The following is a 21768-nucleotide window of genomic DNA, read 5'->3' as shown; positions in this document are numbered from 1 at the left end:
AATTGAGTACTTCTCAGTAAGCGACGGAGGGGTGGCGGGGCATGGCCGAGCACGCACACGTGTTGATCATCGGTACCGGCTTCTCCGGGCTCGGTGCCGCCCATCGGCTCCGCGAGCGCGGGATCACCGACGTGCTGCTGCTGGAGCGGGCCGACGACGTGGGCGGGACCTGGCGGGACAACAGCTACCCCGGTGCCGCCTGCGACGTGCCGTCCCTGCTCTACTCCTTCTCCTTCGCGCAGAACAGCGAGTGGTCCCGGTCCTTCTCCTCCCAGCCGGAGATCCTGGCCTACCTGCGGCGCTTCGCCAGGGACAACGGGATCTACCCGCGCTGCCGCTTCGGCCACGAGATGCTGGAGTCGCGCTGGGACCCGGAGCGGATGCGCTGGCACGTGCGCACCAGCCGCGGCGAGTTCACCGGGGACGTGCTCATCCTCGGCACCGGTCCGCTGTCGCAGCCGTCGATCCCGGACATCCCCGGCCTGGACTCCTTCGCGGGCACCACGTTCCACTCCGCGCGGTGGAACCACGAGCACGACCTCACCGGCAGGAGCGTCGCGGTGATCGGCACGGGCTCCTCGGCCGTGCAGTTCGTGCCGAAGATCCAGCCGAAGGCCGCGAAGCTGCACGTGTTCCAGCGCACCGCGCACTGGACGCTGCCCAGGTGGGACCGCAAGGTCAGCCGGGTGGAGCGCCTGCTCTACCGGCGCTTACCCGTACTGCAACGCCTCGCCCGCTACGCCGTGTACTGGGGCAGGGAGAGCTTCGCGCTGGGCTTCACCGTGCAGCCGAAGATCCTCGGCCTCGCCCGCCGCGCCTCCCTGCGCAACCTCCGCCGCCAGGTCCCCGACCCCGTGCTGCGGGAGAAGCTGACCCCGAAGTACGCCTTCGGCTGCAAGCGCGTGGTGGTGACCAGCGACTGGTACCCGACGCTGACCAAGCCGAACGTGGAGCTGGTCACCGACGGCATCGCCGAGATCCGGCCGCACTCGATCGTCACCACCGACGGCACCGAGCGCCCGGTGGACACCCTGATCTTCGGCACCGGCTTCCACGCCACCGACTTCCCGATCGGCAGGCGGATCTTCAACGGCGACGGCGCCTCGCTCACCGGCACCTGGCACGACGAGCCCGGCGCCTACCGCGGCACCACGATCGCCGGGTTCCCCAACCTGTTCATGCTGATCGGCCCGAACACCGGACTCGGCCACACGTCGATGGTGTTCATCATCGAGAGCCAGCTCAGCTACGTGCTGGACGCGCTCGACCACCTGCGCGAGCACCGCGTCACCGCCGTGGAACCCTTGCGGGAGCTGCAAATCCGCTTCAACGAACGCGTGCAGCGGCGGATGCGGCGCACCGTCTGGTCCCGCGGCGGCTGCTCCAGCTGGTACCTGGACGACCAGGGCCGCAACATCGCGCTCTGGCCCGGCTTCAGCTTCACCCTGCGCATGGCCACCAGGAAGTTCGACCCTGACGCCTACCGCGCTCTCGTCCGCTCCCGCGCCGTCCAGGACGAGCTGGCGGGTGTGCGATGAGGACGGCGCTGATCACCGGAGCGGCCAGGGGCATCGGTGCCGCCACCGCGAAAGCCTTGGCGGAGAAGGGAACCCGGGTCGCCGTGGTCGGGTTGGAGCCCGAGCGCCTCGCGGCGCTGACCGATGAGCTCGGCCCCGGGCACCTGTGGCATCCCGTCGACGTCACCGATCCCGAGTCGCTGCGGACCGCCGTCGAGGCCACGGTCGCCGCGTTCGGGCGGCTCGACGTGGTGATCGCGAACGCGGGGATCATCAACTACGGCACGGTCCGCACCACGGAGCCCGCCGACTTCGCCCGAACCATCGACGTCAACGTGAACGGTGTCTTCAACACGGTGCGCGCGGCACTGCCGTCGATCATCGCCAGCCGTGGGCACGTGCTGACCATCGCCTCGCTCGCGTCCTTCCTGCCCCCACCCGGGATGGCGGCCTACGCGGCGAGCAAGGCCGCAGTGGACGCGATGACGTGCTCGCTGCGGAACGAGGTCGCTCACCTCGGTGTCACCGCGGGCTCCGCGCACTTCAGTTGGATCAACACGGACATGGTCCGCGATGCCGATGCCGAACTGCCCAGCTTCGCCCGGTTCCGCTCTCGGCTGCCGTGGCCGGCGAACTCCACCACCGGCGTCGCCGACTGTGCGCGTGCCGTGGTCCGGGGGATCGAGCGGCGCTCTCGGCGGGTCTACGTGCCAGGCTCGGTCGCGGTCGCCTACTGGGCGCGCAGCCTGATCACCAGTCACATCGGCGATCGCGTCACGCGCCGGGTGATGGGCGGCTTCATCGACGACTACGAGGCCGAGGCAGCTCGGCTCGGGCGGGCGATCGGCGATCACGCGCACAAGGCCCAGCACAGCTGACACAATCCGGCCCATGTTGCGCGTGGGGCTCACCGGTGGAATCGGATCTGGGAAGTCGACCGTGTCGGGGAGGCTCGGCGAACTCGGCGCGGTCGTGATCGACTCCGACCTGCTGGCCAGAGAGGTCGTGGCGCCGGGGACCGAGGGGCTGCGCGACATCGTGGCCGCCTTCGGCGAAGGAGTGCTCGCGGCGGACGGGTCGCTGGACCGCGCCGCGTTGGCCGCGATCGTCTTCAGCGATGACGACGCCCGCCGCACGCTGAACGGGATCGTGCACCCGAGGGTTGCCGCGCGCACCGGCGAGATGATGGCCGCCGCACCGTCGGACGCGATCGTGGTGCACGACGTCCCGCTGCTGGTGGAGAACGGCATGGCGCCCGCCTACCACCTGGTGCTGGTGGTGGACGCGCCGGTCGAGGAGCGGGTGCGGCGGTTGGTCGCCGCGCGCGGGATGGCCGAGGCCGACGCGCGCTCGCGCATCGCCGCGCAGGCCGGCGACGAGCAGCGCAGGGCCGCAGCGGACGTGTGGCTGGACAACGGTGGCGAGCGCACGGTCGTTCTGTCCGAAGTGGACAGGCTGTGGGCGGAGCGCCTGGTGCCCTTCGAGGTGAACGTCCGCGAGCAGCGGGTGCATGGCGCGGGCTCGCCGAAGATCGTCGACTACAACCCGGAATGGCCGGCAGCAGCCGCCCGGCTGATCGCCCGCGTCCAGGCGGCGACCGGCGGCGCGCCCGTCGAGCACATCGGCTCCACGGCGGTCCCCGGTCTCGCGGCGAAGAACGTGATCGACCTCCAGCTCGGCGTCGACTCGCTGGAGGAGGCGGACAAGCTGGCGCACGCGCTGGCGGAGGCCGGTTTTCCGCGCTACCCGGACGCGTTGACCGATACGGTGCTGCCCTCGCACCCGGACCCGGAGGTGTGGCGCAAGCGCGTGCACTGCTCCGCGGACCCCGGTCGGCCGGTGAACCTGCACGTGCGGGTCCGGCAGTGGCCGGCGTGGCGGTACGTGCTGATCTTCCGCGACTGGTTGCGCGCTCACCCGGAGGAGGTCGCGGCGTACGCGGCGGTCAAGCGGGAGCTGGCTCCGGAGTTCGCCGCGGACGGGGGTGCCACCCGGTACGCCGATGCCAAGAGCCCGTGGATCCAGGCCGCGCTGACCCGCGCCGTCGAGTGGTCCGGAGGGAGCGCCGACCGGCCGTGGTGACCGGTCGGGCGCGACCTTAGATCTCCGGCATCGGGGGCCAGCTGTCGTAGATCCCCATGGAGGACAGCCAGCTGCTGATGTCGTGGCGCTGGTAGCTGATCTCCTCCAGCGTCCGGTGCACGGTCCGCAGCGCCAGGTCGGCGTCGGGGGCCCGCAGGACCTGCCCGGCGACGGCGGCGGCGAACTCCTCGGAGCGGACGATCCGCGCCGTGGTCCCGCCGGGCACCGCGAGCCCGAGCAACAGGTCGGTCGTGCGCCAGGACCGGGTATCTCGCTGCACCCGGACGGCCGTCAGCACGCTGGGCGTGCTGCGGGCGTGCCTGGATCTCGGCCGGTGGTACGTCAACCGCAGCCCGAGGTCCGGCAACAGCCAGGTGACCTCGCACTCGGAGAACGGATCCTCCGGAGTGGGGCACTCCGTGCGGAGACCCCACGGCTCGACCCGGCACGTAGTCAGCTGCCGGGCAGTTCCTGACGAGTAGTTTCGCACCGAGGTAAACGTGTCAACCACGTCGACCAGCTGCGGTGTGATGACCGCGCTCACAAATCGGAGAGTAGCGGGGATGGCGCGGCCCGTGATCGACGGGTCTGTCGCCGAACTCACGTGCGGTCAGTGCCCGAGTATCGATCCGGGGATGCGGGCCGCCCCGGCCCGCCGAATCCTTTCGGGGGGTCACGCCTGGAGGTGTTCACTCCCGGTCACGGGTTCCACGACAGGGCGATACCGTGTTCGGTGAGCCATTTGTCGAGGTCATAGCCGTTGCGACTGATGCCGTCGACTGTGCGATGCGTCACGGTGAGTGCTCGCTCGGCCTCGTCGGCTTCGACCAGGCCCGAACCGAGCGCGGTCAGCAACTCATCGATGTCGAGCACGCGGACGCCCGATCCGGCCGTCACGAGGAGGTCGAGGTAGAGGTCCTTGGTCCGCCACACGTTTCCGATGCGGCTGATATTCACTACATCGAGGTAATAATCGAAGCTCTCCTCGTGTCCCGGGTGCCAGGACCAGCGGCCCACCCGCAGTCCGAGCGAGGGCAGCAGCCAGCTCCGGAAGTACGCCAGCCGCGGGTGCCCGGGAGTCGGCCGGGCCATGTAGAGGCCGAACGGCTCCGTCCGGAAGGCGTCCACCTGGCGCACGAACCCCTTGGGATCGGTGTTCGTGCCCGCGTCGACGTCGAAGACCTCCACCTTGGGCGGGTGGACGTGGTCTGCTCGGGAGGCTGCGCTGGGCGTCACGCCGTCCACGATCGCGACGTCACAGGCATTCGTCCAGGCGGTTAACCCGGCCGGACGCGTCGTAGGATCTTGCACTCTCGGCCAGGGGCTGCCGATTTCTGAGGGGGATTCTTGTTCGGCATCATCCGACCCTGTCGCAACCGCCTGTCCACGCAGCTGCGCGAAGCCTGGCTCGCGCACCTGTGCGGGCTCTGCCACGCGTTGCGCGACCAGCACGGCCAGTTCGCCAGGGTGGTCACCAACTACGACGGCCTGGTCATCTCCGTCCTGGTGGAGGCGCAGTCGGAGAGGGCGAGCAGGCGCACCGCGGGACCGTGCCCGCTGCGCGCCATGCTGCCCGCCAAGATCAGCATCGGCTCCGGGGCCCAGCTCGCCGCCGCGGTCTCCCTGGTGCTGGCCTCGGCCAAGGTCCGCGACCACGCCGAGGACGGTGACGGCGCCTTCGCCAGCCCGCGCCTGGCCGGGGTCGGCCGCCGCGTCGCCGCCCGCTGGGCGCGACAGGGCGCCAGCACCGGCGACAGCCTCGGCTTCGACACCACGGTGCTCACCGAAGCCGTTCTGCGCCAAGGAGAACTGGAACGCGGCATCGGTGCGGGCGATTCCCCGTTGCTGGCCACCGAGCCCACCGAGACCGCGACCGCCGCGGCGTTCTCCTACACCGCCGTGCTCGCCGGGCGTCCTGGGAACGCCGACGCGCTCGCCGAGGCCGGGCGCCTGTTCGGCCGGGTCGCGCACCTGCTCGACGCGGTGGAGGACCTCGCGGCCGACCGCGCTTCCGGGGCGTGGAACCCGTTGCTGGCGACCGGAACCGACTTCGACGAGGCCCGGCGGTTGTGCGACGACGCGGTGCTCGGCGTGCGGCTGGCGCTCAAGGAGGTCGAGTTCACCGACCAGCGGCTCGCCCACGCGCTGCTCGTGCACGAGCTGGAGGCCGCCGTCGACCGGGTCTTCGCCCAGCACGCCGACCCGACCGCGCCGCAGGCCCCCGAGCTGCCCCGGCGCAACTGGTTCGTCGGCTGCGGCATCGCCTCCTTCATGTTCTGCACGGGGCAGATGTGCTGCCGCAAGGAGTACAACGACCCGTGGGACCGCAAGAGGCGGCAGGGCTTCTGCCACCGGGACAACTGCTGCACCGACTGTTGCGGTGACTGCTGCGGCGAGTGCGGGTGCCGCGCGTGCGAGGGCGGCATGAACTGCGGGTGCCGCTCCTGCTGCCGCAGCTGCGACTGCGATTGCGACTGCTGCTGACCTGGTCCGTTCGTCATTGTCGGGGGTCCGACATACCCTCGACGTCGTGGCACAGGAACCGCACTACTACCCAGAGCCGATGCTCGATCCCGCAAGCGGATCTTCGGTGACCGGCCCGATCTCCGAGCACCGCCCGGTGGGCGAGATCCCACGCGCGTCGGGCCGGTTCGAGGTGGTCAGCGACTACAAGCCCGCGGGTGACCAGCCCGCGGCCATCGACGAGCTCGAACGTCGCATCCGCGCGGGCGAGCAGGACGTCGTGCTGCTCGGTGCCACCGGCACCGGCAAGTCCGCGACCACCGCGTGGCTGGTCGAGCGGCTGCAGCGGCCCACCCTGGTGATGGCGCCGAACAAGACCCTGGCCGCCCAGCTGGCGAACGAGTTGCGGGAGCTGTTCCCGAAGAACGCGGTGGAGTACTTCGTCAGCTACTACGACTACTACCAACCCGAGGCGTACGTCCCGCAGACCGACACCTACATCGAGAAGGACTCCTCGACCAACGCCGAGGTGGAGCGCCTGCGCCACTCCGCGACGATGAGCCTGCTGACGCGGCGCGACGTGATCGTGGTGGCCTCGGTGTCCTGCATCTACGGCCTCGGCACGCCGCAGGAGTACCTCGACCGCTCGGTGCACCTGAAGGTCGGCCAGGAGGTCGAGCGGGAGACGTTGCTGCGCGCCCTGGTCGACGTGCAGTACACCCGCAACGACATCGCCTTCGCCCGCGGCACGTTCCGCGTGCGCGGCGACACGGTCGAGGTGATCCCCGCCTACGAGGAACTGGCCGTGCGGGTGGAGTTCTTCGGAGACGAGATCGAACGGCTGTACTACCTGCACCCGCTGACGGGTGATGTGGTCAGGGAGGCCGAGGAGCTGCGGATCTTCCCGGCGACGCACTACGTCGCGGGTCCGGAGCGGATGGAGCGGGCGATCCGCGACATCGAGCAGGAGCTCGAGGCGACGCTGGCGAAGATGGAGAAGCAGGGCAAGCTGCTGGAGGCGCAGCGGCTGCGGATGCGCACCAACTACGACATCGAGATGATGCGCCAGGTCGGCTTCTGCTCGGGCATCGAGAACTACTCGCGGCACGTCGACGGCCGCGAGGCGGGGACCGCGCCCGCGACGCTGCTGGACTACTTCCCCGAGGACTTCCTGCTCGTCATCGACGAGTCGCACGTGACGGTGCCGCAGATCGGCGGCATGTACGAGGGCGACGCCTCCCGCAAGCGCACCCTGGTCGACCACGGCTTCCGGTTGCCCAGCGCGCTGGACAACCGGCCGCTGACCTGGGAGGAGTTCACCGACCGGATCGGCCAGACGGTGTACCTGTCGGCCACTCCGGGCTCCTACGAGATGGGCCAGGCGGGCGGGGAGTTCGTCGAGCAGGTCATCCGGCCCACCGGTCTGGTCGACCCCGAGGTGGTGATCAAGCCGACCGAGGGCCAGATCGACGACCTGGTGCACGAGATCCGGGTGCGCGCGGAGCGGGACGAACGGGTCCTGGTCACCACGTTGACCAAGAAGATGGCCGAGGACCTGACCGACTACCTGTTGGAGCTGGGCATCCGGGTGCGCTACCTGCACTCCGAGGTGGACACGCTGCGCCGGGTGGAGCTGCTGCGGCAGCTGCGGCTCGGCGAGTACGACGTGCTGGTCGGCATCAACCTGCTGCGCGAGGGTCTCGACCTGCCGGAGGTCTCCCTGGTGTCCATTCTGGATGCCGACAAGGAGGGCTTCCTGCGCTCGGGCACCAGCCTCATCCAGACGATCGGCCGCGCGGCGCGCAACGTCTCCGGCCAGGTGCACATGTACGCCGACAAGATCACCGACTCGATGCAGTACGCGATCGACGAGACGAACCGGCGGCGGGCCAAGCAGATCGCCTACAACACCGAGCAGGGCATCGATCCGATGCCGCTGCGGAAGAAGATCGCCGACATCCTGGACGTGGTCTACGCGGAGGCCGAGGACAGCGAGCAGGTCGCCGTCGGCGGTTCCGGCCGCAACGCCTCGCGCGGCAAGAAGCCGGAGCAGGGTGGCGGCGGCCGCACGACCGCGGGCGTGCTCGGTGACCGGGACGTCAAGACGATGGCCAGGGCCGAGCTGGCGGATCTGGTGCAGCAGCTGACCGATCAGATGATGAACGCGGCGCGTGAGCTGCAGTTCGAACTGGCCGGGCGATTGCGCGACGAGATCCAGGACTTGAAGAAGGAGCTCCGGGGAATGGACGCCGCGGGCGTCAAGTGACCACCGCCGCGGGCGTCAACTGAGCACTGCCGCTGGTGTCGAGGGCATTCCGCGACTCCGGAGGTGGGGCCGGTCGGTGGTCGGCCGACCGGCCCCGCACGGCATCAGGCCGCGCTCGGGTCGTGCTGCATGGCGCCGAAGACGTTGCCCTCGGTGTCCTTGATGTGAACGGTCCAGCCGAGGCCGGGCACCGCGGTCTTGGCGACCGCGATGGCACCGCCATTGGCCACCGCGGCCTCCGCGGTGGCGTCGCAGTCCTCGACGAGCACGGTCAGCACGAAGGAGTTCGCGGGCTGGCCGTCGGCGGGGGCGGCGTCGGTGCGCGGCACCATGCCGCCGCCGATGGTGGCGTCCTCGCCGGTCTCGATCCCCCAGTACGGCATCTCGCCGAACTGGCTGAACTTCCAGTCCAGGACCGCGCTGTAGAACGCCTGGGCGCGGGCCGGGTCGCTGGCGTGGATCGTGAAGTGGACGGGGGTTGCCATCGTTGTCTCTCCTCCGGATGGGGGTGTCGGCAGGGGGAGAGGCAGATCCTAGACAGTCCGTCGCGGAGCATGATCGCCCGGTGACCGTCACGGGTCCGGCGTGGCGTCGGCAGCCGTGGCGATCGGATTCCAGGTGACCTTCGACGCGCACGATCCCCAGGCGCTCGGCCAGTTCCGGGTGCTGGCGCTGGGCTACCGGAGGACCGGCCCCCGGCGGGTTTCGCCGACTGGGAGGGGTGGGCGCGGGCCAAGGGCATTCCCGAGGAGAGGTGGAACGACAGCTACGGGGTGTCCGATCCGGACGGTCTCGGCCCGCGCTTGTTCCTCCAGCGCGTCCCGGAGGGCAAGTGCAATGAAGACGTGACCGTTGCCGCTGAGGAGCGAAGGCGCCAGCACAAGCGCGTACAGGTACCGAGCGGCGTCATGATCAGGGCTTGCTGTGGACACCTGCTAGCTTGCCGGGGCACCGAGTTGAGCAGTCCGCCGTTGCTGGTGGAACGGTAGTGGGTAGCCGAGATGGACGGTAGAGCCCGCGCTGCTGGTCGGTGTCTCGACTGTTCACGTCCGCAGGGTCGTGCAGCGGTTGGGGTATCACACATGCGGCTGTCACGACTCGTGTGGGCATGAACGTGGTGTTCCAGCTGCTCCTGTCGATTGCGTGCGCGTGCGGCGTTTGTTGGATGCCCTGCCGATGATCCCTCGGGACGGATCGTGACCGGACAGGGTTTCCACGTGTGCGCGTGCCGCTGTGCGGGACACCCGGACGGCTACGCCGCGCCCTCCCCTCGCAGCGCCGGGAAAGCACGCTTCTCGTTGTCCCCCAAGACGTCTCAGCGTCGCTGTTGTTGCAAGGGAGGGTCAGGAGGTCGATTGCCCGGGCGTTGATCGCTGCCCTGACGAATGGATATCTGCTTGATGAGCTTCACCAGCGGTGCGGGCTGAACCCGGACCTCTTGACGGCGCTGCTGATGGAAGCCGCCGAAGACGACGGTCGGATGCCGTGCGAATGCACCTGCCTAAACCCCTGCCAGTACCCGCCGCAGCAGGAGGGGCGCGGTATCAGCAGCGGACCGGAAACCATCACCCAGGCACGCACAGCACTACAGCAACACATCCGCTTCGGCCAACTGCGCCTGTCCTAGCAGAAGCGTTGCAGCGCAACGGCGAACGCCCCCGCGAAGCCCGGTGCGTTCGCTACGCCCGGACTGTCCAAGGGGGCGCAAGCCGACTGGCGCCGGGCCGACGCAACCGGTGTGGCGACCACGACCCCTACACCAACAGCCCTTCGAATAATTTAACGCAACGCTTCTGCCTATAAGTCGCCCTCCATGGAAGGGAAATGGTCCTACCTGATTGAGCCAATTGGGCGTACTGGGACGTCAAGTCATCAAAGGGCCATCCTGGGTTGCGAACAGATTCGCCGAGTTCGCGACGCCAAGAGCGCACGTGAACTTTGCGGACACTTCAAAGGTTTCACTCAGAACTGAAACCGTTAGCCCGCTGACGGCGCGCCTATAACCATCTGGTTTCCAGTCCGGAGGATCGAGGAGAACAATGAGGAAATCAATGAAGAAGTCCCTGTTCGCCCTGGCCACCCTGCCTATCGCCGGAACCCTGGCCATCATGGGTGCTGGAGCCGCAACCGCCAGCACGAGTATCGGGACAGAGTCCCCAGTCCATCAGTTGGCGAATTGTGACCCGATCGCACGCCTCAGCGACAGGGCTTCGGGGATCTGTCACGACAGCGCGTTCCGCGTGGGCGTTCGGTGTAAGTCGACTCGTGGTGACTGGCAGGTCTTCTTCAGTGACTGGACGCAGAAGGGCTACTGGGCGACCGCTTTCTGTCCGGCCACGTGGGTGTCCGTCAGCGCTGACTATGACCTGCCCGACTAAACCCAAGATATTCATGTCGACACGCACGCGGCGGGCCGGTCACGGCCGCCGATCCGCAACGGGCTGACTTCGAACGCATGCTCGGGAAAGCGGAGTCGTGTTTGCGGCGCTCTCGTCGTTCAAAGGCGCCCGTCGTGGCGTGCGCGGTCGGCCGTCGTTGCCGACAAGCGAGTTAATGTTAGGCCGTTAGGGTGAGCTGGCGAGTCGGGCCGGCGATGTGTTGATCTTGCCCTGCGGAAACGTCCCCGTCCTGTCCGGTGTGGATGATCGGGATATCGGGGGTTCCCTTCCTGCCCGAAACAGGAAGGGAACCCATCGACGCGACGCGTCGCGCGTCGCCGAGCTGGCAGCGGACAGCGTCGCGTCACGCCCGAGCAGTCGATCATCGCAGGCGTGGCGGTCGTGGCCGTGGGGGCTGGGGGAGGCGGCCGTTCGGAGGCGTCGTCCTAGATGGGGGTGCAGTCGCGGAAGTGCACGATGGACCAGCCGATCCCGTAGCGCGTCTTCCGGAGATGGACCTCCCCGATGATCGTGGCCATCGGGTACGGCACGGTGGACCAGACGTCGCCGTATTTGGCTTCACACAGCGGCATCACGGCTCTGCTGCCGCTCTCCTGTACCGACGCGGGGCCAGATCGGGCGCGTCCAGTCCGGCCCCGACTGCACCCCCTTGGGCACCTCCGGATGCTCATGAAGAACGCGAATGGCTTCGGTGCACCGCTGCGTCTCGTCGTCATCCTCAGCCAGACTGATCCGGGGTACGCCCGCGCGGTCGGCAAGCACGTGACGTGACCGCGCTCGGCTGAATCTGTCTGCCATGCGCCCCGCGCAAACCCTGGCGCCGTAGCTCAGCGGCGATGTTCGCCAGCGACCACCCCGACAACACCCACTCCGCCGCCTGCCGGATCGCCGCAGCCTCTTCAGGCACCTGCACATAGGTCTTCGCGCCATCCTCGGTCTTGCCATGCTGGTAGCCGAGCGGGCGGCTTCCCGGCGGTTGGCCCAGGGCCGCCTTGTCCGCCAACGTGTCGTTGAGCCGTGCCTTGTTGCGGCGAATCTCACCGGCGCCGAGTACCGCCTTGATCCCGGCCACGTCGTCGCGCCCCGCACGATCCCGTCCATCAAGGCCGCAAGCTCGAACCACGGAGTCTCCCGGCGCTCTACCCGGTACTGCTCAACCGCCCACACGTGCGCGACTTCGCCTCGCTCGATCGCCTCTCGCAAGCGGTTGTAGTCCGGGCGCACCGCGTTCTCATCGAACGCCGAAATGTCGTTGTCGGCGAACACCCGGATCGGCATCCCCGGCCACGTCTTCGCCGCGTACGCGCGCCCCCAGCGCTCCTGCGCCTCCACGCCCTCTTTACGGCCCGCGATCCACCGAAATCCGGCAGTGCAGTGCCACGTACCTGGTCATATACACATCGTCAGGCGATTACGTCTCAAAAGACGACTGCCCGAAGGCAAGATCGCGAAGAACCGGGTGCACCTGGATGTCAACGCCGGCAAGGGGATCAGCGATGCCGCCGAGCGCGCGACGGCGGTCGACGAGCACGTGGAGCGCCTCGTCGCCGCCGGTGCGCGGGTCCGGTGCACGCTGGAGGAGCCGGGGGAGCGCTGCGTGGTGCTGGTCGACCCGGAGGGCGACGAGTTCTGCGTGCAGTGCCGCTCATTCCAGCTCCTTGGCGACCTGGGCGATGAACGCGGCGGACTCCCCGGTGTCCAGCGCCGCGTCCACCAGCCGGTCCACCGCGCGCTCGTAGGTCTCGACGTCGCTGTCGTCCTCCAGGAACAGGTGCGAGGTGAGGTGGTCGACGAAGACCACCGTCGGTGGCCTGCTGCGCGCGAACATCGAGAACGACCCGGTCCAGCCCACGTTGGCCCGGCCGGAGTTCGGCACCACCAGCAGGGTCACCCCGCGCCGCGTGGACATCCGCAGCAGGTGGTCGAGCTGCCTGCGCTGCACCGGGACGCCGCCGACGGTGTAGCGCAGCGCGGGCTCGGTGGTGATCGCCAGCAGGGTGGGCGAGCGCTCCCCGCGCAACCGGGCCCGGCGTCGTTTCCTGGTGGTGACCAGCTGGCGGATCTCCCGCTCGGTGAGCATCTCGCTCTCGGTCAGCAGCGCCCGCGCGTACTCGGTGGTCTGCAGCAGGTCCGGCACGTGCGTGGCCTGGAAGTCGACGATGCCGTTGGCCTCGGCCTCCAGTTTCAGCAGGGTGCGCAGCCGCTCCTCGTGGTCGGGGTGGTAGGGCTGCCACCAGCCGCGCCGGTCGGTCTCCCTGGCCAGCGCCAGCAGCCGGGCGCGGCGGTCGCCGGTCACGTCGTAGAGGGCCAGCAGCGCGGCGACGTCCTCCACCCGGGCGCAGCGCTTGCCGCACTCGATCCGGCTGAGCTTGCTGCTGGAGGCGTCGATCCGCTCCCCGGCGTCGGCCAGGGTCAGGCCCGCGGCGACGCGCAGCCTGCGCAGCTGTTCGCCGAGCTCCTGCCCGCGCAGCGTCGGCTCGGGGTCGGTCATGTGTGCCCTCCAGCGTCGTCGACGAGTGCGGCGCAATGGTGGCGTGGGGCACTGACGAAAAAGGCCGCTGAACGGGCCCGGGAACGGGGAATCACTCCAACGCGTTATTGATTGCCACGGTGGCAAAAGCTCGGGCGCGCGAGAGAGGTGGGCGAGGGTGGCTTTCGCCCGCTCAGGGGGACCCCCTAATTCGATTATTCCGGCATTTGCCGGGGTGCGTCAACGCGCAGGTGGGCCCTGGGGTAAATCCGTCTCAGGGGCGGGGAAGGAGTGCTGGGCGAAGGGGATGCGAATCGCGCGGGTGCCCTCATCCTCGGGCTTCCCGCGTGCTTTGCCGAATGGGGCCCTATGACACAGGGGAAAGCGTGTTGTGAACGCAAAGCGGTGGGAAGGGAGTGCTCCCGAGCCGGTCAAGAGCGCGGAGGCGGCGTGGAATGTTGACCTTGAGGGGGTGGAGGGTGTTCGGTGTGGGCATGGGAGCTCTCGCCGCAGCGGCCGCGTCGGCCTATTCGTTCTCCGACCGGCTGATCACGTTCCTGGCCATCGTGCTGGCCATCGTGCTGGGGTCGTTGATGATCGGGGAGCCGCGCCGCGACGGGGCGAGCACGGGCCGGATCGTCGTCGCCATCGCGGCGCCGCTCATCGCGATCGCGGCCGTCGTGCTGCTGCCGGGCGGCACCGTCGGGTTGCTGTGGTTCTGAGGCCCCGCTGCCTCAGCTGGTGATGTCCTTGCGCGCGAACTTCCGCACGGCCAGCAGCACGAAGAACGTGCCGTAGGCCAGCGCGGAGAACGCACCCGCCGCCATGTTCGACCAGTCGATGTCGGTGCTCAGCAGGTCCGACCACGCGTAGGAGTAGTGCGTGGGCAGGAACTCGCGCAGGGAACCGAGATCGGTGATCTGGTTGAGGATCTGCGACACGATCGACACCAGTGCCGCGCCGCCCACCGCGCTCAGCGGGGCGTCGGTGGACACCGACAGCAGCAGCGCCAGCCCGGCGACCCAGAACAGGTGCACGGCCAGGTAGCACAGCGCCAGGCCCAGGGCGATCAGGCCGTCTGCGAGCGGAACCGACTCGCCGGTCGGCGTCACCATGTCGCCCCCGCCGTACCAGATCAGACCGACCAGCAACGACATCGCGGGCAGGACGAGCAGGCCCAGCACCGACAGCAGGCCGGAGACCAGCGCCTTCTGCCGCAGCAGTCGGCCGCGCGGGACCGGGATGGCCAGCAGGTACTTCAAACTGGACCACGACGCCTCGCTGGCCACGGTGTCGCCGAAGAACAACGCGACCACGACGACCAGCAGGAAGTTCGCCGAGGCGAACAACGCGAAGGTGACGAAGTTCTGGCCGCTCGCCGTCGCCAGGTCGACCAGCCCGCCCTGGCGGCGGGTCGTGCCGCTGGAACCCAGCTCGAAGGCGAGCAGCAGCACCACGGGCAGCACCGCGAGCAGGCCCAGCGTCACCTGGGTGCGCCGCCTGCCGAACTGCCGGGCCAGCTCCACCCGCAACGGCAGGGTCCGCCGCTCGCGGTAGCCCGCGATCGCCCCGTCCGCGCGCGTCCGCCTCTCCTGCGCCGCCGCGGGCCGCTCCGCCGCCGAAGCTTCGGTCAACACCTGCTCGCTCACTGCACCGACTCCTCACCGACCAGCTGCAGGAAGGCGTCCTCGAGGCGCCGCCGCGGACCGGCCTGCTCCACCGCGATGCCCGCCTGGACCAACGCCGCCACGGCGACCGCCCTCGGCAACAGGCCCAGTTCCGCCGAGACGAACTCGCCCTCGGCGCTCACCTCGCTGACGCCCTCCAGGGTGCGCAGCGTGTTCACCGCGCTGCTCGGGCGGTCGACCCGGAACGACGCCGCGCCACCGCCCGCGACGATCTCGGTGACCTCACCGGAGGCCACGAGGCGGCCCCGGTGCATCACCACGACGTGGGTGCACGTCTGCTCGACCTCGGCCAGCAGGTGGCTGGAGACCACCACCGTCCTGCCGGTCGCCGCGTAGCGCCGCAGCACATCGCGCATCTGGTGGATCTGCGGCGGGTCGAGGCCGTTGGCCGGTTCGTCGAGCACCAGCAGGTCCGGCAGCCCCAGCATCGCCTGCGCGATGGCCAGCCGCTGCCGCATGCCCTGGCTGTAGGTGCCCACCCGGCGCCGCACCGCCTTGCCGAGCCCGGCGATCTCCAGCGCCTCGTCGAAGCGCGCCTCCTCGGCGGGCCTGCCGGTGGCCGCCCAGTACAGCCGAAGGTTCGCCTCACCGGAAAGGTGCGGCAGAAAACCCGAACCCTCCACGAAGGACCCGATGCGGGACAGCACGGGCGCGCCGCTGCGCACCCGGTGGCCGAAGACCCTGATCTCGCCCTCGGTCGGCTGGACCAGCCCCATCAGCATCCGCAACGTGGTGGTCTTGCCCGCGCCGTTCGGACCGAGCAGGCCGAGCACCTGGCCGCGCTCCACGGTGAAGGACAGGCCGTCCACCGCCCTCAGCCCGCCCTTGTACTCCTTGCGCAGACCGCTGATCACCAACGGGGTGTCCACAAGGGACTGATCGACGTCGTCGGCGTGCCGCCTGCGGAACCTGGCGACCAGCGCGGCCGCCACGGCCACCGCGAGCACCACGCCGATGCCGATCAGGGCTCCGACCGGAGCGGGGGAGGCGCTGCGCGTGCCGGGCACGACGGGGACCCACAGGGTCGGATCGACCTCGACCAGGTGCGTCGCCGGTTCGGTCGCGCCCGCGAAGGACTGGTCGGTGGTGGCGAAGACGACCTGGATCCGGTGCCCGGCCTCGATCGGCCGCACCACACCCGGCAGCGCGACGGTCACCTCGACCGGGGATCCGTCCGCGGGCAGCCCGGTCACCCGGACCGGCGCGACCGCGCCACCGGCGAGCGTGCGCCGCCCGTCCGGGCCGACGTCGTAGAGCTTGCCGAACAGCACCGCCTCGCCGGTGGCGGGCTGGCCGGGGATCGACCGCACCCGGAGCCGGACGTTTGCCGCCCCCGCAACAAGCACCTGCTCGTCCAGCGGACGCGTGGTGAAGCTCGCCGACTGGCCCGGGATGTCGACGGCCAGCCCGGTGCTCAGCGCGGACGACGAACCGCCCACCCGGTCGGACAGTCCGGGGAACCCGCTCACCGCGGCCGGGTTGCCCCCGGCCGGGTTGATCACCGGCTGGGCACCGCCGATCAGCTCGAACCGGTCCCGCCGCACCGGGTTCTGGCCGCGCAGACCGGGATAGACGGCCGAGACCACCTCGCGCACGGACACGCCGCCGCCGGTGCGGAAGGCGCCCTGCACGGCGTAGGAGAACCCGGTGCCCGGGTCGGTGCCCTGGCCGGAGAGGTGGAAGGCGAACCAGTCGGCGATCTGCCCGCGCAGCACCGGTCCCGGCCCGCCGCCGTCGTGACCGCCCGCGTACCAGATCGTCTTGACCTTGCCGCCCGCCGCGGCGATCTGCCTGGCGTTGGCGTCGGACTGGTCGAGCCCGAAGAGGGTGTCCCGCTCGCCCTGCACGATCAGCGAGGGCACCGTGATCTTGTCGGCGACGCTGACCGGGGAGGAGCGGCGCAACAGGTCGAGGGTCTGCTGACCGGCCCTGCCGGTGGTGGCCACCTCCGTGTAGGCCGCGCAGACCTCGGGCCGGAAGCGGCCGCAGGTGGCAGGCCCCTGACCCAGGGCGCCGAGGTTCGGCGCACCTCGCTCACCGCCCTGCGGCGGCGTGGCGGCCCCCGGCGGGGCCGTCGTACCGGTGCCGGTGGACGGGACCCCGGGATCGGGTGCCTCCGGACCGCGGCCACCGCCACCGGTGTTCGCGGGGCCGAGGCCGGAGGAGAAGAACATGCCCGCCCACGCGCGCTTGAACACGCCGTTCTCGGCACTTCCGCCGCCCGCGGGGGTGCCGGGGGCGGCGGTGTCCCGGGTCGCCGCGTTCGGGACGAGCGCCTGCGCGAGGTCGTTCCAGGTGATCACCGGTGCGATCGCGTCCACCCGCCGGTCGACCCCGGCCAGCATCAGCGACAGTGCGCCGCCGTAGGAACCGCCGGTGACGCCGACCCTGGGGTCCCCCGGCCCGTCGAGCGAGACCTCCGGCTGCCGGGAGAGCCAGCTCACCAGCTGCTCGGCGTCGGCGATCTCGTAGTCGCGCGCGTTCAGCGCGATCTGCCCGGTCGAACGGCCGAAACCGCGCGCGGAGTAGGCGAGCACCACGAAGCCCCGGTTGGCCAGCTCGGTCGCGTCACCGGCCACCGAGTCCTTGCTGCCGCCGAAACCGTGGGCGACGATCACCGCCGGTGCCGGTGTCCGCTCCGGCAGGTAGAGGGTGGCGTCGATCTGCACCCGCTCCGTCCGTTGCGGGCCGTCGACGACGTCGAGCAGCACGGGACGGGTGGTGACGGGGGCGGGGGTCGCCGGGGTGTTCGACCACAGCACGACCCCGCCGCAGATCAGCAGTGCGACGAGGGCGAGGAGGGACAACGCCCGGTTTCGGGAGCGCGGGACGGGCACGGGGCCGACGTTATGCGAAGCCGCGTGAGCAAGGCGTCACGGAACGTGGAATCGATACGCGTCCGGGACCAACGCACCGTGCCCGCGCTACTACGCCCGGTGCGCCCCGTGCTCAGTCCCGCAGGTCGACAACGTGTTCGACGCAGGGCGGTTCGACGAAGTATTCGCATACGCCCGCGCGCCAGGACAGGAAACCGTCCGAGCCATAGAAACCCTCGATGTGAGATTCCAGTGAAACCCACTCGGACAGAAGAAGAAAACGGTTCGGCTGTTCGATCCCGCGGACCAGCCGGAGCATCCGGCAGCCAGGCGAGTCGGCGATATGCCGCGACGCCTCGTGGTAGGCGGCGATGAACGCGTTCTCGTCACCGGGACGGATGATGATCTCGGCGATCGTGACGATCACATCGCTGATCGTCGCACGGCGGGGGCGCCCGGCCCAGCCGTGACTTTTGTCAGGGCTGTCCCCAGCGCCCCGGCGCCGTCACTCACCAGCGGGGACGAAGTGCTCGACCCTGGGCGTGCCGACGAGGAAGCGACCGATGCCCTCCCTCCAACGGGTGAACGCGGGGGAGTTCCGGAAGCCCTCGGTGTGCGCCTGCACGCTCTCCCACTCCACGAACAGCACGAACCGGCTGGGATTCTCGACGCCCCTGGTCAGACGGGCGGAATGGCAGCCGGCGCTGCCGAGCAGGTGGGTGACGGCCACCCGGTAGGCGGCTTCGAACTCCTCTTCCTCACCCGGCTGGACAAGGATCTCGGCGACTTCGAGGATCATGGCCGCACATCGTCCCAGCCCCGCCGGGAGGCGTGCAGCGTGTGTCCGCTCACCCCCGCTGGTGCGAGGGTGGCCGGGCATGAGAATCTTGTTCCGTTGTTGGAGGGGAGTATTCCTTCGCGGCGGCATCGTCATCACGGAGGTGTTCCCTCCCGGTGCCGTCGGTCGGCTGAGTGCAGCCGGCGGAAGAGACCTCCGGTCAATGGCGCATGCCTGTGAACCGGAGGTGAATGGTGAACGTTCCCGTCTGGCTGTGGATCGCGACGATCGTCGGCCTGCTCGTCCTGATCGCGATCGATCTCGTGATCGTGGACCGAAAGCCGCACGAGGTCACGATCGGCGAGGCGTCCAGATGGGTCGTCTTCTACGTCGCACTCGCGGTTCTGTTCGGACTGGGCATCTGGATGTTTTCCGGATGGCAGTTCGCCGGTGAGTTCTTCGCCGGCTATATCACCGAGTACTCGCTGTCGATCGACAATCTCTTCATCTTCGTCATCATCATGTCGACGTTCTCGGTGCCCGCGATCCACCAGCACAAGGTGCTGCTGATCGGCATCCTGATGGCGCTGGTCATGCGCGGCGCGTTCATCGCGGCGGGCGCCCAGCTCATCGAGCGCTTCACCTGGGTTTTCTTCCTCTTCGGCGCGTTCCTGATCTACACCGGCTGGAAGCTGGCGTTCACCGGGCACGACGACGAGGAGTTCAAGGAGAACGCGCTGCTGCGCGTGGTGCGCAAGGTCCTCCCGGTGACCCAGGACTACCACGGGTCCAAGTCCTTCGTGCGCATCGACGGCAAGCGCTGGGTCACCCCGATGTTCGTGGTGATGGTGGCCATCGGCTCGACCGACCTGCTCTTCGCGCTGGACTCGATCCCGGCGATCTTCGGTCTCACCAAGGAGACCTACCTGGTCTTCACCGCCAACGCCTTCGCGCTGATGGGCCTGCGGCAGCTGTACTTCCTCATCGGCGGCCTGCTGAACAAGCTCGTCTACCTCTCGGTCGGCCTCTCGGTGATCCTCGGCTTCATCGGCGTGAAGCTGATCCTGGAGGCGCTGGCGGGCAACCAGCTGCCGTTCATCAACGGCGGCCAGCCGGTGGACGTGCCGCACATCGGCATCGAGCTCTCGCTGTCGGTGATCGTCGGCGTCCTGCTGGTCACCACCGTCGCCAGCCTCATCAAGGTCCGCCGCGACCCGGAGGCGGTCAAGCAGCTCGACTGACCCGGGCACGACGTCGAACGGGGGCCGGTGCACGCGCACCGGCCCCCGTTGCGCGTTCTAGGCCGCGTTGGGCTGGACGACCACCTTGAGCTGGGTGCGGTCGGTGAGCGCCGTTTCGATCGCCTGGCCGGTGTGGGCCAGCGAGAACCTGGCCGTGACCAGGCCGGAGAGCCGGACCCGGCCGGTGCCCGACCAGCCGATGGCGCTGCGGAAGGCGGCCGGGCCGTAGCGGAAGCAGCCGACCAGGTCCACCTCCCACCGCTGCACGTAGCCCAGGGGAGCGGCCGGCCAGCGCTGGGGGACGCCGACGAGCGCGATCACCCCGCCGGGCTTGAGCGACTCCACCGCCTCCAGGGCGGAGGCGGCGCCGGAGCACTCCAGCATGCGGTCGATGCTCGCGCCGGGCAGCTCGTCGGTGTTGAGGTCCACCACCGGGCCCGGGTGCAGCCTGCGGGCCAGCTCCAGCCGCTGCGGGTGCACGTCGGCCACGGTGACCTCCAGCGCCCCCGCCGCGAGCGCGGCCTTGGCGGTGAGCAGGCCGATCGGCCCGGCGCCGGTGACCAGGACGCGGTGCCCCGTCGCGACCCTGGCCCGGTGCACCGCCCAGCAGCCCACGGCGAGGGGTTCGATCAGCACGCCCTCCTCCGGGTTGAGCCGCTCCGGCAGCGGATGGGCCAGGCGGTGCTCGATCACCACGTGTTCGCGCAGTGCGCCGTTGGTCGGCGGGGAGCCCAGGCAGTAGCCGCTGGGGCAGAGGTTGGACCGGCCGCTGCGGCAGATCAGGCAGACCCCGCAGGAGGTCGCGGGTTCGAGCGCGACCTGCCTGCCGAGCAGCTTCGGCGGCGTGCCCTCGCCGACGCCGACGACGATGCCGGACGCCTCATGGCCGAGCACGGTGGGCGCGTTCAGCACCGTCGGGCCGTTGTGGCCGTCGACGTAGTAGTTGAGGTCGGTCCCGCACAGACCGACCCGCTCGATCTGGACCAGGACCTGCCCCGGACCGGGTCGCGGCCGGTCCACCTCCTCCAGCCGGACATCGCGCGGCCCGTGCAGCACCGCGGCGAACTCGCGCTCGGTGAACTGGGTCATCCGGCACCTCCCCGCAGGCACGTGATCCCACTGGAGTGATCGACCACCGCGGGGCCCGCCCTGATCGGCCGACCGGGGGCTCTGTAGGGGAATATGCCCGATTTGTTCCGCGTTGTGGAACGGCTGGGGCGCTGCTTGAATGACAGGTCGCAGATCAACGCGGCGAGGAGTTCTGATGACAGCCGAGACCGGGGGCAACGGTCGTTCGTCGTCCGCCGGGAACGCCGTGGAGAAGGCCCTGCGGGTGCTGGAGGCGGTGTCCACGCCGGGCGCCCCGCACCGGCTCGCCGAGATCGCCGCGACGGCCGGGGTGCCCAAGCCCAGTGCCCACCGCATCCTCGGCACCTTCGCCGACCGCGGGTTCGTGCACAGCCACGGCGGCGGGCGGTACGCGCCGGGGCCGCGGCTGCGCGCGATGGCCGCCCAGGTGGCCGGGGACGACGACCGCGGGGTGGAGCAGGTCCTCACCGAACTGCAGCGCCAGGTGGGCCACACGGTGCACCTCGCGCTGCGCGCGGGGGACCGCGCGGTTTACACCCACAAGGTGGAAGCCGACCAACCCTTCCGCACCTCCTCCCGGATCGGGATGTGGCTGCCGTTGCACAGCACGGCCATCGGCAAGTGCGTGCTGGCGCATCTCGGCGCGGGCGAGGTCGACGACGTCCTCGGCGGGGCCGGGCTGGCGCCGCGGACCCCGGCCACGATCACCGAGCGCGACCGGCTGGACACCGAACTCTCCGAGGTCCGGCAGCGTGGCTACGCCGTCGACGACGAGGAGAACGAGGCCTCCATCCGCTGCGTGGCCGCGCCGTTGCTGGACGCCTCCGGCCGCCCGGTCGGCGGGGTCAGCGTGTCCGGGGTGGCCTTCCTCGTCACCCGTGAGCAGATCGAGTCCTTCGCGCCCGAGGTACGCCATGCGGCCCAGTCGCTGACGACGCTGCTGCTGTAGCGAGGTGTAC

General features: G+C 69.8%; 20 protein-coding genes and 1 pseudogene. 10 read left to right on the top strand and 11 right to left on the bottom strand.

What is annotated here, in order from left to right; all coding sequences use genetic code 11:
* Positions 1 to 41: 41 nt before the first annotated feature.
* The 3 genes from BLT28_RS16470 to coaE are packed head-to-tail and all read left to right on the top strand — an operon-like array spanning position 42 to position 3599.
* Positions 42 to 1538 carry a flavin-containing monooxygenase gene (locus BLT28_RS16470; RefSeq protein ID WP_030431516.1) on the top strand — a complete coding sequence of 499 codons (1497 nt, stop codon included), beginning with the start codon at positions 42 to 44 and terminating at the stop codon, positions 1536 to 1538.
* Entirely contained in the window at positions 1535 to 2395 is an 861-nt protein-coding gene (locus BLT28_RS16465; protein ID WP_030431515.1) for an SDR family oxidoreductase, read from the top strand. Before BLT28_RS16470 ends, BLT28_RS16465 begins: the two co-directional genes overlap by 4 nt.
* Before the next feature lie 13 nt (positions 2396 to 2408).
* Positions 2409 to 3599 carry a dephospho-CoA kinase gene (gene coaE / locus BLT28_RS16460; RefSeq protein WP_030431514.1) on the top strand — a complete coding sequence of 397 codons (1191 nt, stop codon included), beginning with the start codon at positions 2409 to 2411 and terminating at the stop codon, positions 3597 to 3599.
* A gap of 16 nt (positions 3600 to 3615) precedes the next feature.
* Here coaE and BLT28_RS16455 read toward each other — a convergent pair whose 3' ends face one another.
* Together BLT28_RS16455 and BLT28_RS16450 are read right to left on the bottom strand one after the other, a co-directional pair.
* Positions 3616 to 4143 (bottom strand): DUF402 domain-containing protein, encoded by a 528-nt coding sequence (locus tag BLT28_RS16455; RefSeq protein WP_030431513.1) that lies wholly within the window; start codon positions 4141 to 4143, stop codon positions 3616 to 3618.
* A 155-nt stretch (positions 4144 to 4298) separates the two neighbouring features.
* Positions 4299 to 4835 carry a DUF402 domain-containing protein gene (locus BLT28_RS16450; protein WP_030431512.1) on the bottom strand — a complete coding sequence of 179 codons (537 nt, stop codon included), beginning with the start codon at positions 4833 to 4835 and terminating at the stop codon, positions 4299 to 4301.
* 111 nt (positions 4836 to 4946) lie between these two features.
* On the opposite strand from BLT28_RS16450, the gene BLT28_RS16445 reads away from it, so the two are divergent.
* On the top strand, positions 4947 to 6083 hold the full coding sequence (locus BLT28_RS16445) for a DUF5685 family protein (protein ID WP_030431511.1): 1137 nt from the start codon (positions 4947 to 4949) through the stop codon (positions 6081 to 6083).
* A 79-nt stretch (positions 6084 to 6162) separates the two neighbouring features.
* A complete protein-coding gene (gene uvrB, locus BLT28_RS16440; protein WP_052407716.1) occupies positions 6163 to 8328 on the top strand; it encodes an excinuclease ABC subunit UvrB in 2166 nt (721 codons plus the stop codon).
* A gap of 104 nt (positions 8329 to 8432) precedes the next feature.
* Here the strand turns inward: uvrB and BLT28_RS16435 are convergent, their stop codons facing one another.
* Complete coding sequence (locus BLT28_RS16435) at positions 8433 to 8813, bottom strand: VOC family protein (protein WP_030431509.1); 381 nt, start codon at positions 8811 to 8813, stop codon at positions 8433 to 8435.
* 881 nt (positions 8814 to 9694) lie between these two features.
* Between BLT28_RS16435 and BLT28_RS40190 the strand changes: the two genes are divergently transcribed.
* A complete protein-coding gene (locus BLT28_RS40190) occupies positions 9695 to 9955 on the top strand; it encodes a hypothetical protein (RefSeq protein ID WP_156051282.1) in 261 nt (86 codons plus the stop codon).
* 1197 nt (positions 9956 to 11152) lie between these two features.
* Here the strand turns inward: BLT28_RS40190 and BLT28_RS40185 are convergent.
* The gene (locus BLT28_RS40185) at positions 11153 to 11299 is read right to left on the bottom strand and encodes a hypothetical protein (RefSeq protein ID WP_156051280.1); all 147 of its coding nucleotides are present in this window, start codon (positions 11297 to 11299) and stop codon (positions 11153 to 11155) included.
* A gap of 146 nt (positions 11300 to 11445) precedes the next feature.
* Entirely contained in the window at positions 11446 to 11799 is a 354-nt protein-coding gene (locus tag BLT28_RS40180) for a recombinase family protein (RefSeq protein ID WP_162184885.1), read from the bottom strand.
* 174 nt (positions 11800 to 11973) lie between these two features.
* On the opposite strand from BLT28_RS40180, the pseudogene BLT28_RS42875 reads away from it, so the two are divergent.
* Positions 11974 to 12351: pseudogene (locus BLT28_RS42875) on the top strand (VOC family protein); the annotation flags it as partial.
* A 21-nt stretch (positions 12352 to 12372) separates the two neighbouring features.
* On the opposite strand, the gene BLT28_RS16415 reads toward BLT28_RS42875, so the two are convergent.
* Positions 12373 to 13218, bottom strand: coding sequence for a helix-turn-helix domain-containing protein (locus BLT28_RS16415; RefSeq protein WP_030431506.1), 846 nt, complete (start codon positions 13216 to 13218; stop codon positions 12373 to 12375).
* 473 nt (positions 13219 to 13691) lie between these two features.
* Between BLT28_RS16415 and BLT28_RS16410 the strand changes: the two genes are divergently transcribed.
* Complete coding sequence (locus tag BLT28_RS16410) at positions 13692 to 13919, top strand: hypothetical protein (RefSeq protein WP_157376082.1); 228 nt, start codon at positions 13692 to 13694, stop codon at positions 13917 to 13919.
* Between the two features lie 12 nt (positions 13920 to 13931).
* Here the strand turns inward: BLT28_RS16410 and BLT28_RS16405 are convergent, their stop codons facing one another.
* From BLT28_RS16405 to BLT28_RS16390, 4 genes are all read right to left on the bottom strand, one after another.
* Positions 13932 to 14846: an ABC transporter permease gene (locus tag BLT28_RS16405; protein WP_052407715.1), complete on the bottom strand. Its 915-nt coding sequence runs from the start codon at positions 14844 to 14846 to the stop codon at positions 13932 to 13934.
* A complete protein-coding gene (locus BLT28_RS16400; RefSeq protein ID WP_030431503.1) occupies positions 14843 to 17722 on the bottom strand; it encodes an alpha/beta fold hydrolase in 2880 nt (959 codons plus the stop codon). Before BLT28_RS16400 ends, BLT28_RS16405 begins: the two co-directional genes overlap by 4 nt.
* Positions 17723 to 17834: 112 nt before the next feature.
* Positions 17835 to 18128: an antibiotic biosynthesis monooxygenase family protein gene (locus BLT28_RS16395; protein ID WP_030431502.1), complete on the bottom strand. Its 294-nt coding sequence runs from the start codon at positions 18126 to 18128 to the stop codon at positions 17835 to 17837.
* A 78-nt stretch (positions 18129 to 18206) separates the two neighbouring features.
* Entirely contained in the window at positions 18207 to 18500 is a 294-nt protein-coding gene (locus BLT28_RS16390) for a putative quinol monooxygenase (RefSeq protein WP_030431501.1), read from the bottom strand.
* 233 nt (positions 18501 to 18733) lie between these two features.
* Between BLT28_RS16390 and BLT28_RS16385 the strand changes: the two genes are divergently transcribed.
* Entirely contained in the window at positions 18734 to 19720 is a 987-nt protein-coding gene (locus BLT28_RS16385) for a TerC family protein (RefSeq protein ID WP_030431500.1), read from the top strand.
* A gap of 57 nt (positions 19721 to 19777) precedes the next feature.
* On the opposite strand, the gene BLT28_RS16380 is transcribed toward BLT28_RS16385, so the two are convergent.
* Positions 19778 to 20809: an alcohol dehydrogenase catalytic domain-containing protein gene (locus BLT28_RS16380; RefSeq protein WP_030431499.1), complete on the bottom strand. Its 1032-nt coding sequence runs from the start codon at positions 20807 to 20809 to the stop codon at positions 19778 to 19780.
* A 175-nt stretch (positions 20810 to 20984) separates the two neighbouring features.
* On the opposite strand from BLT28_RS16380, the gene BLT28_RS40175 reads away from it, so the two are divergent.
* Positions 20985 to 21758, top strand: a complete 774-nt coding sequence (locus BLT28_RS40175; RefSeq protein WP_052407713.1) for an IclR family transcriptional regulator — start codon at positions 20985 to 20987, stop codon at positions 21756 to 21758.
* Positions 21759 to 21768: the final 10 nt, after the last annotated feature.

This window comes from Allokutzneria albata, from assembly GCF_900103775.1.
Lineage (GTDB): Bacteria > Actinomycetota > Actinomycetes > Mycobacteriales > Pseudonocardiaceae > Allokutzneria > Allokutzneria albata.
This window is presented reverse-complemented; position numbering and strand designations above follow the sequence as displayed.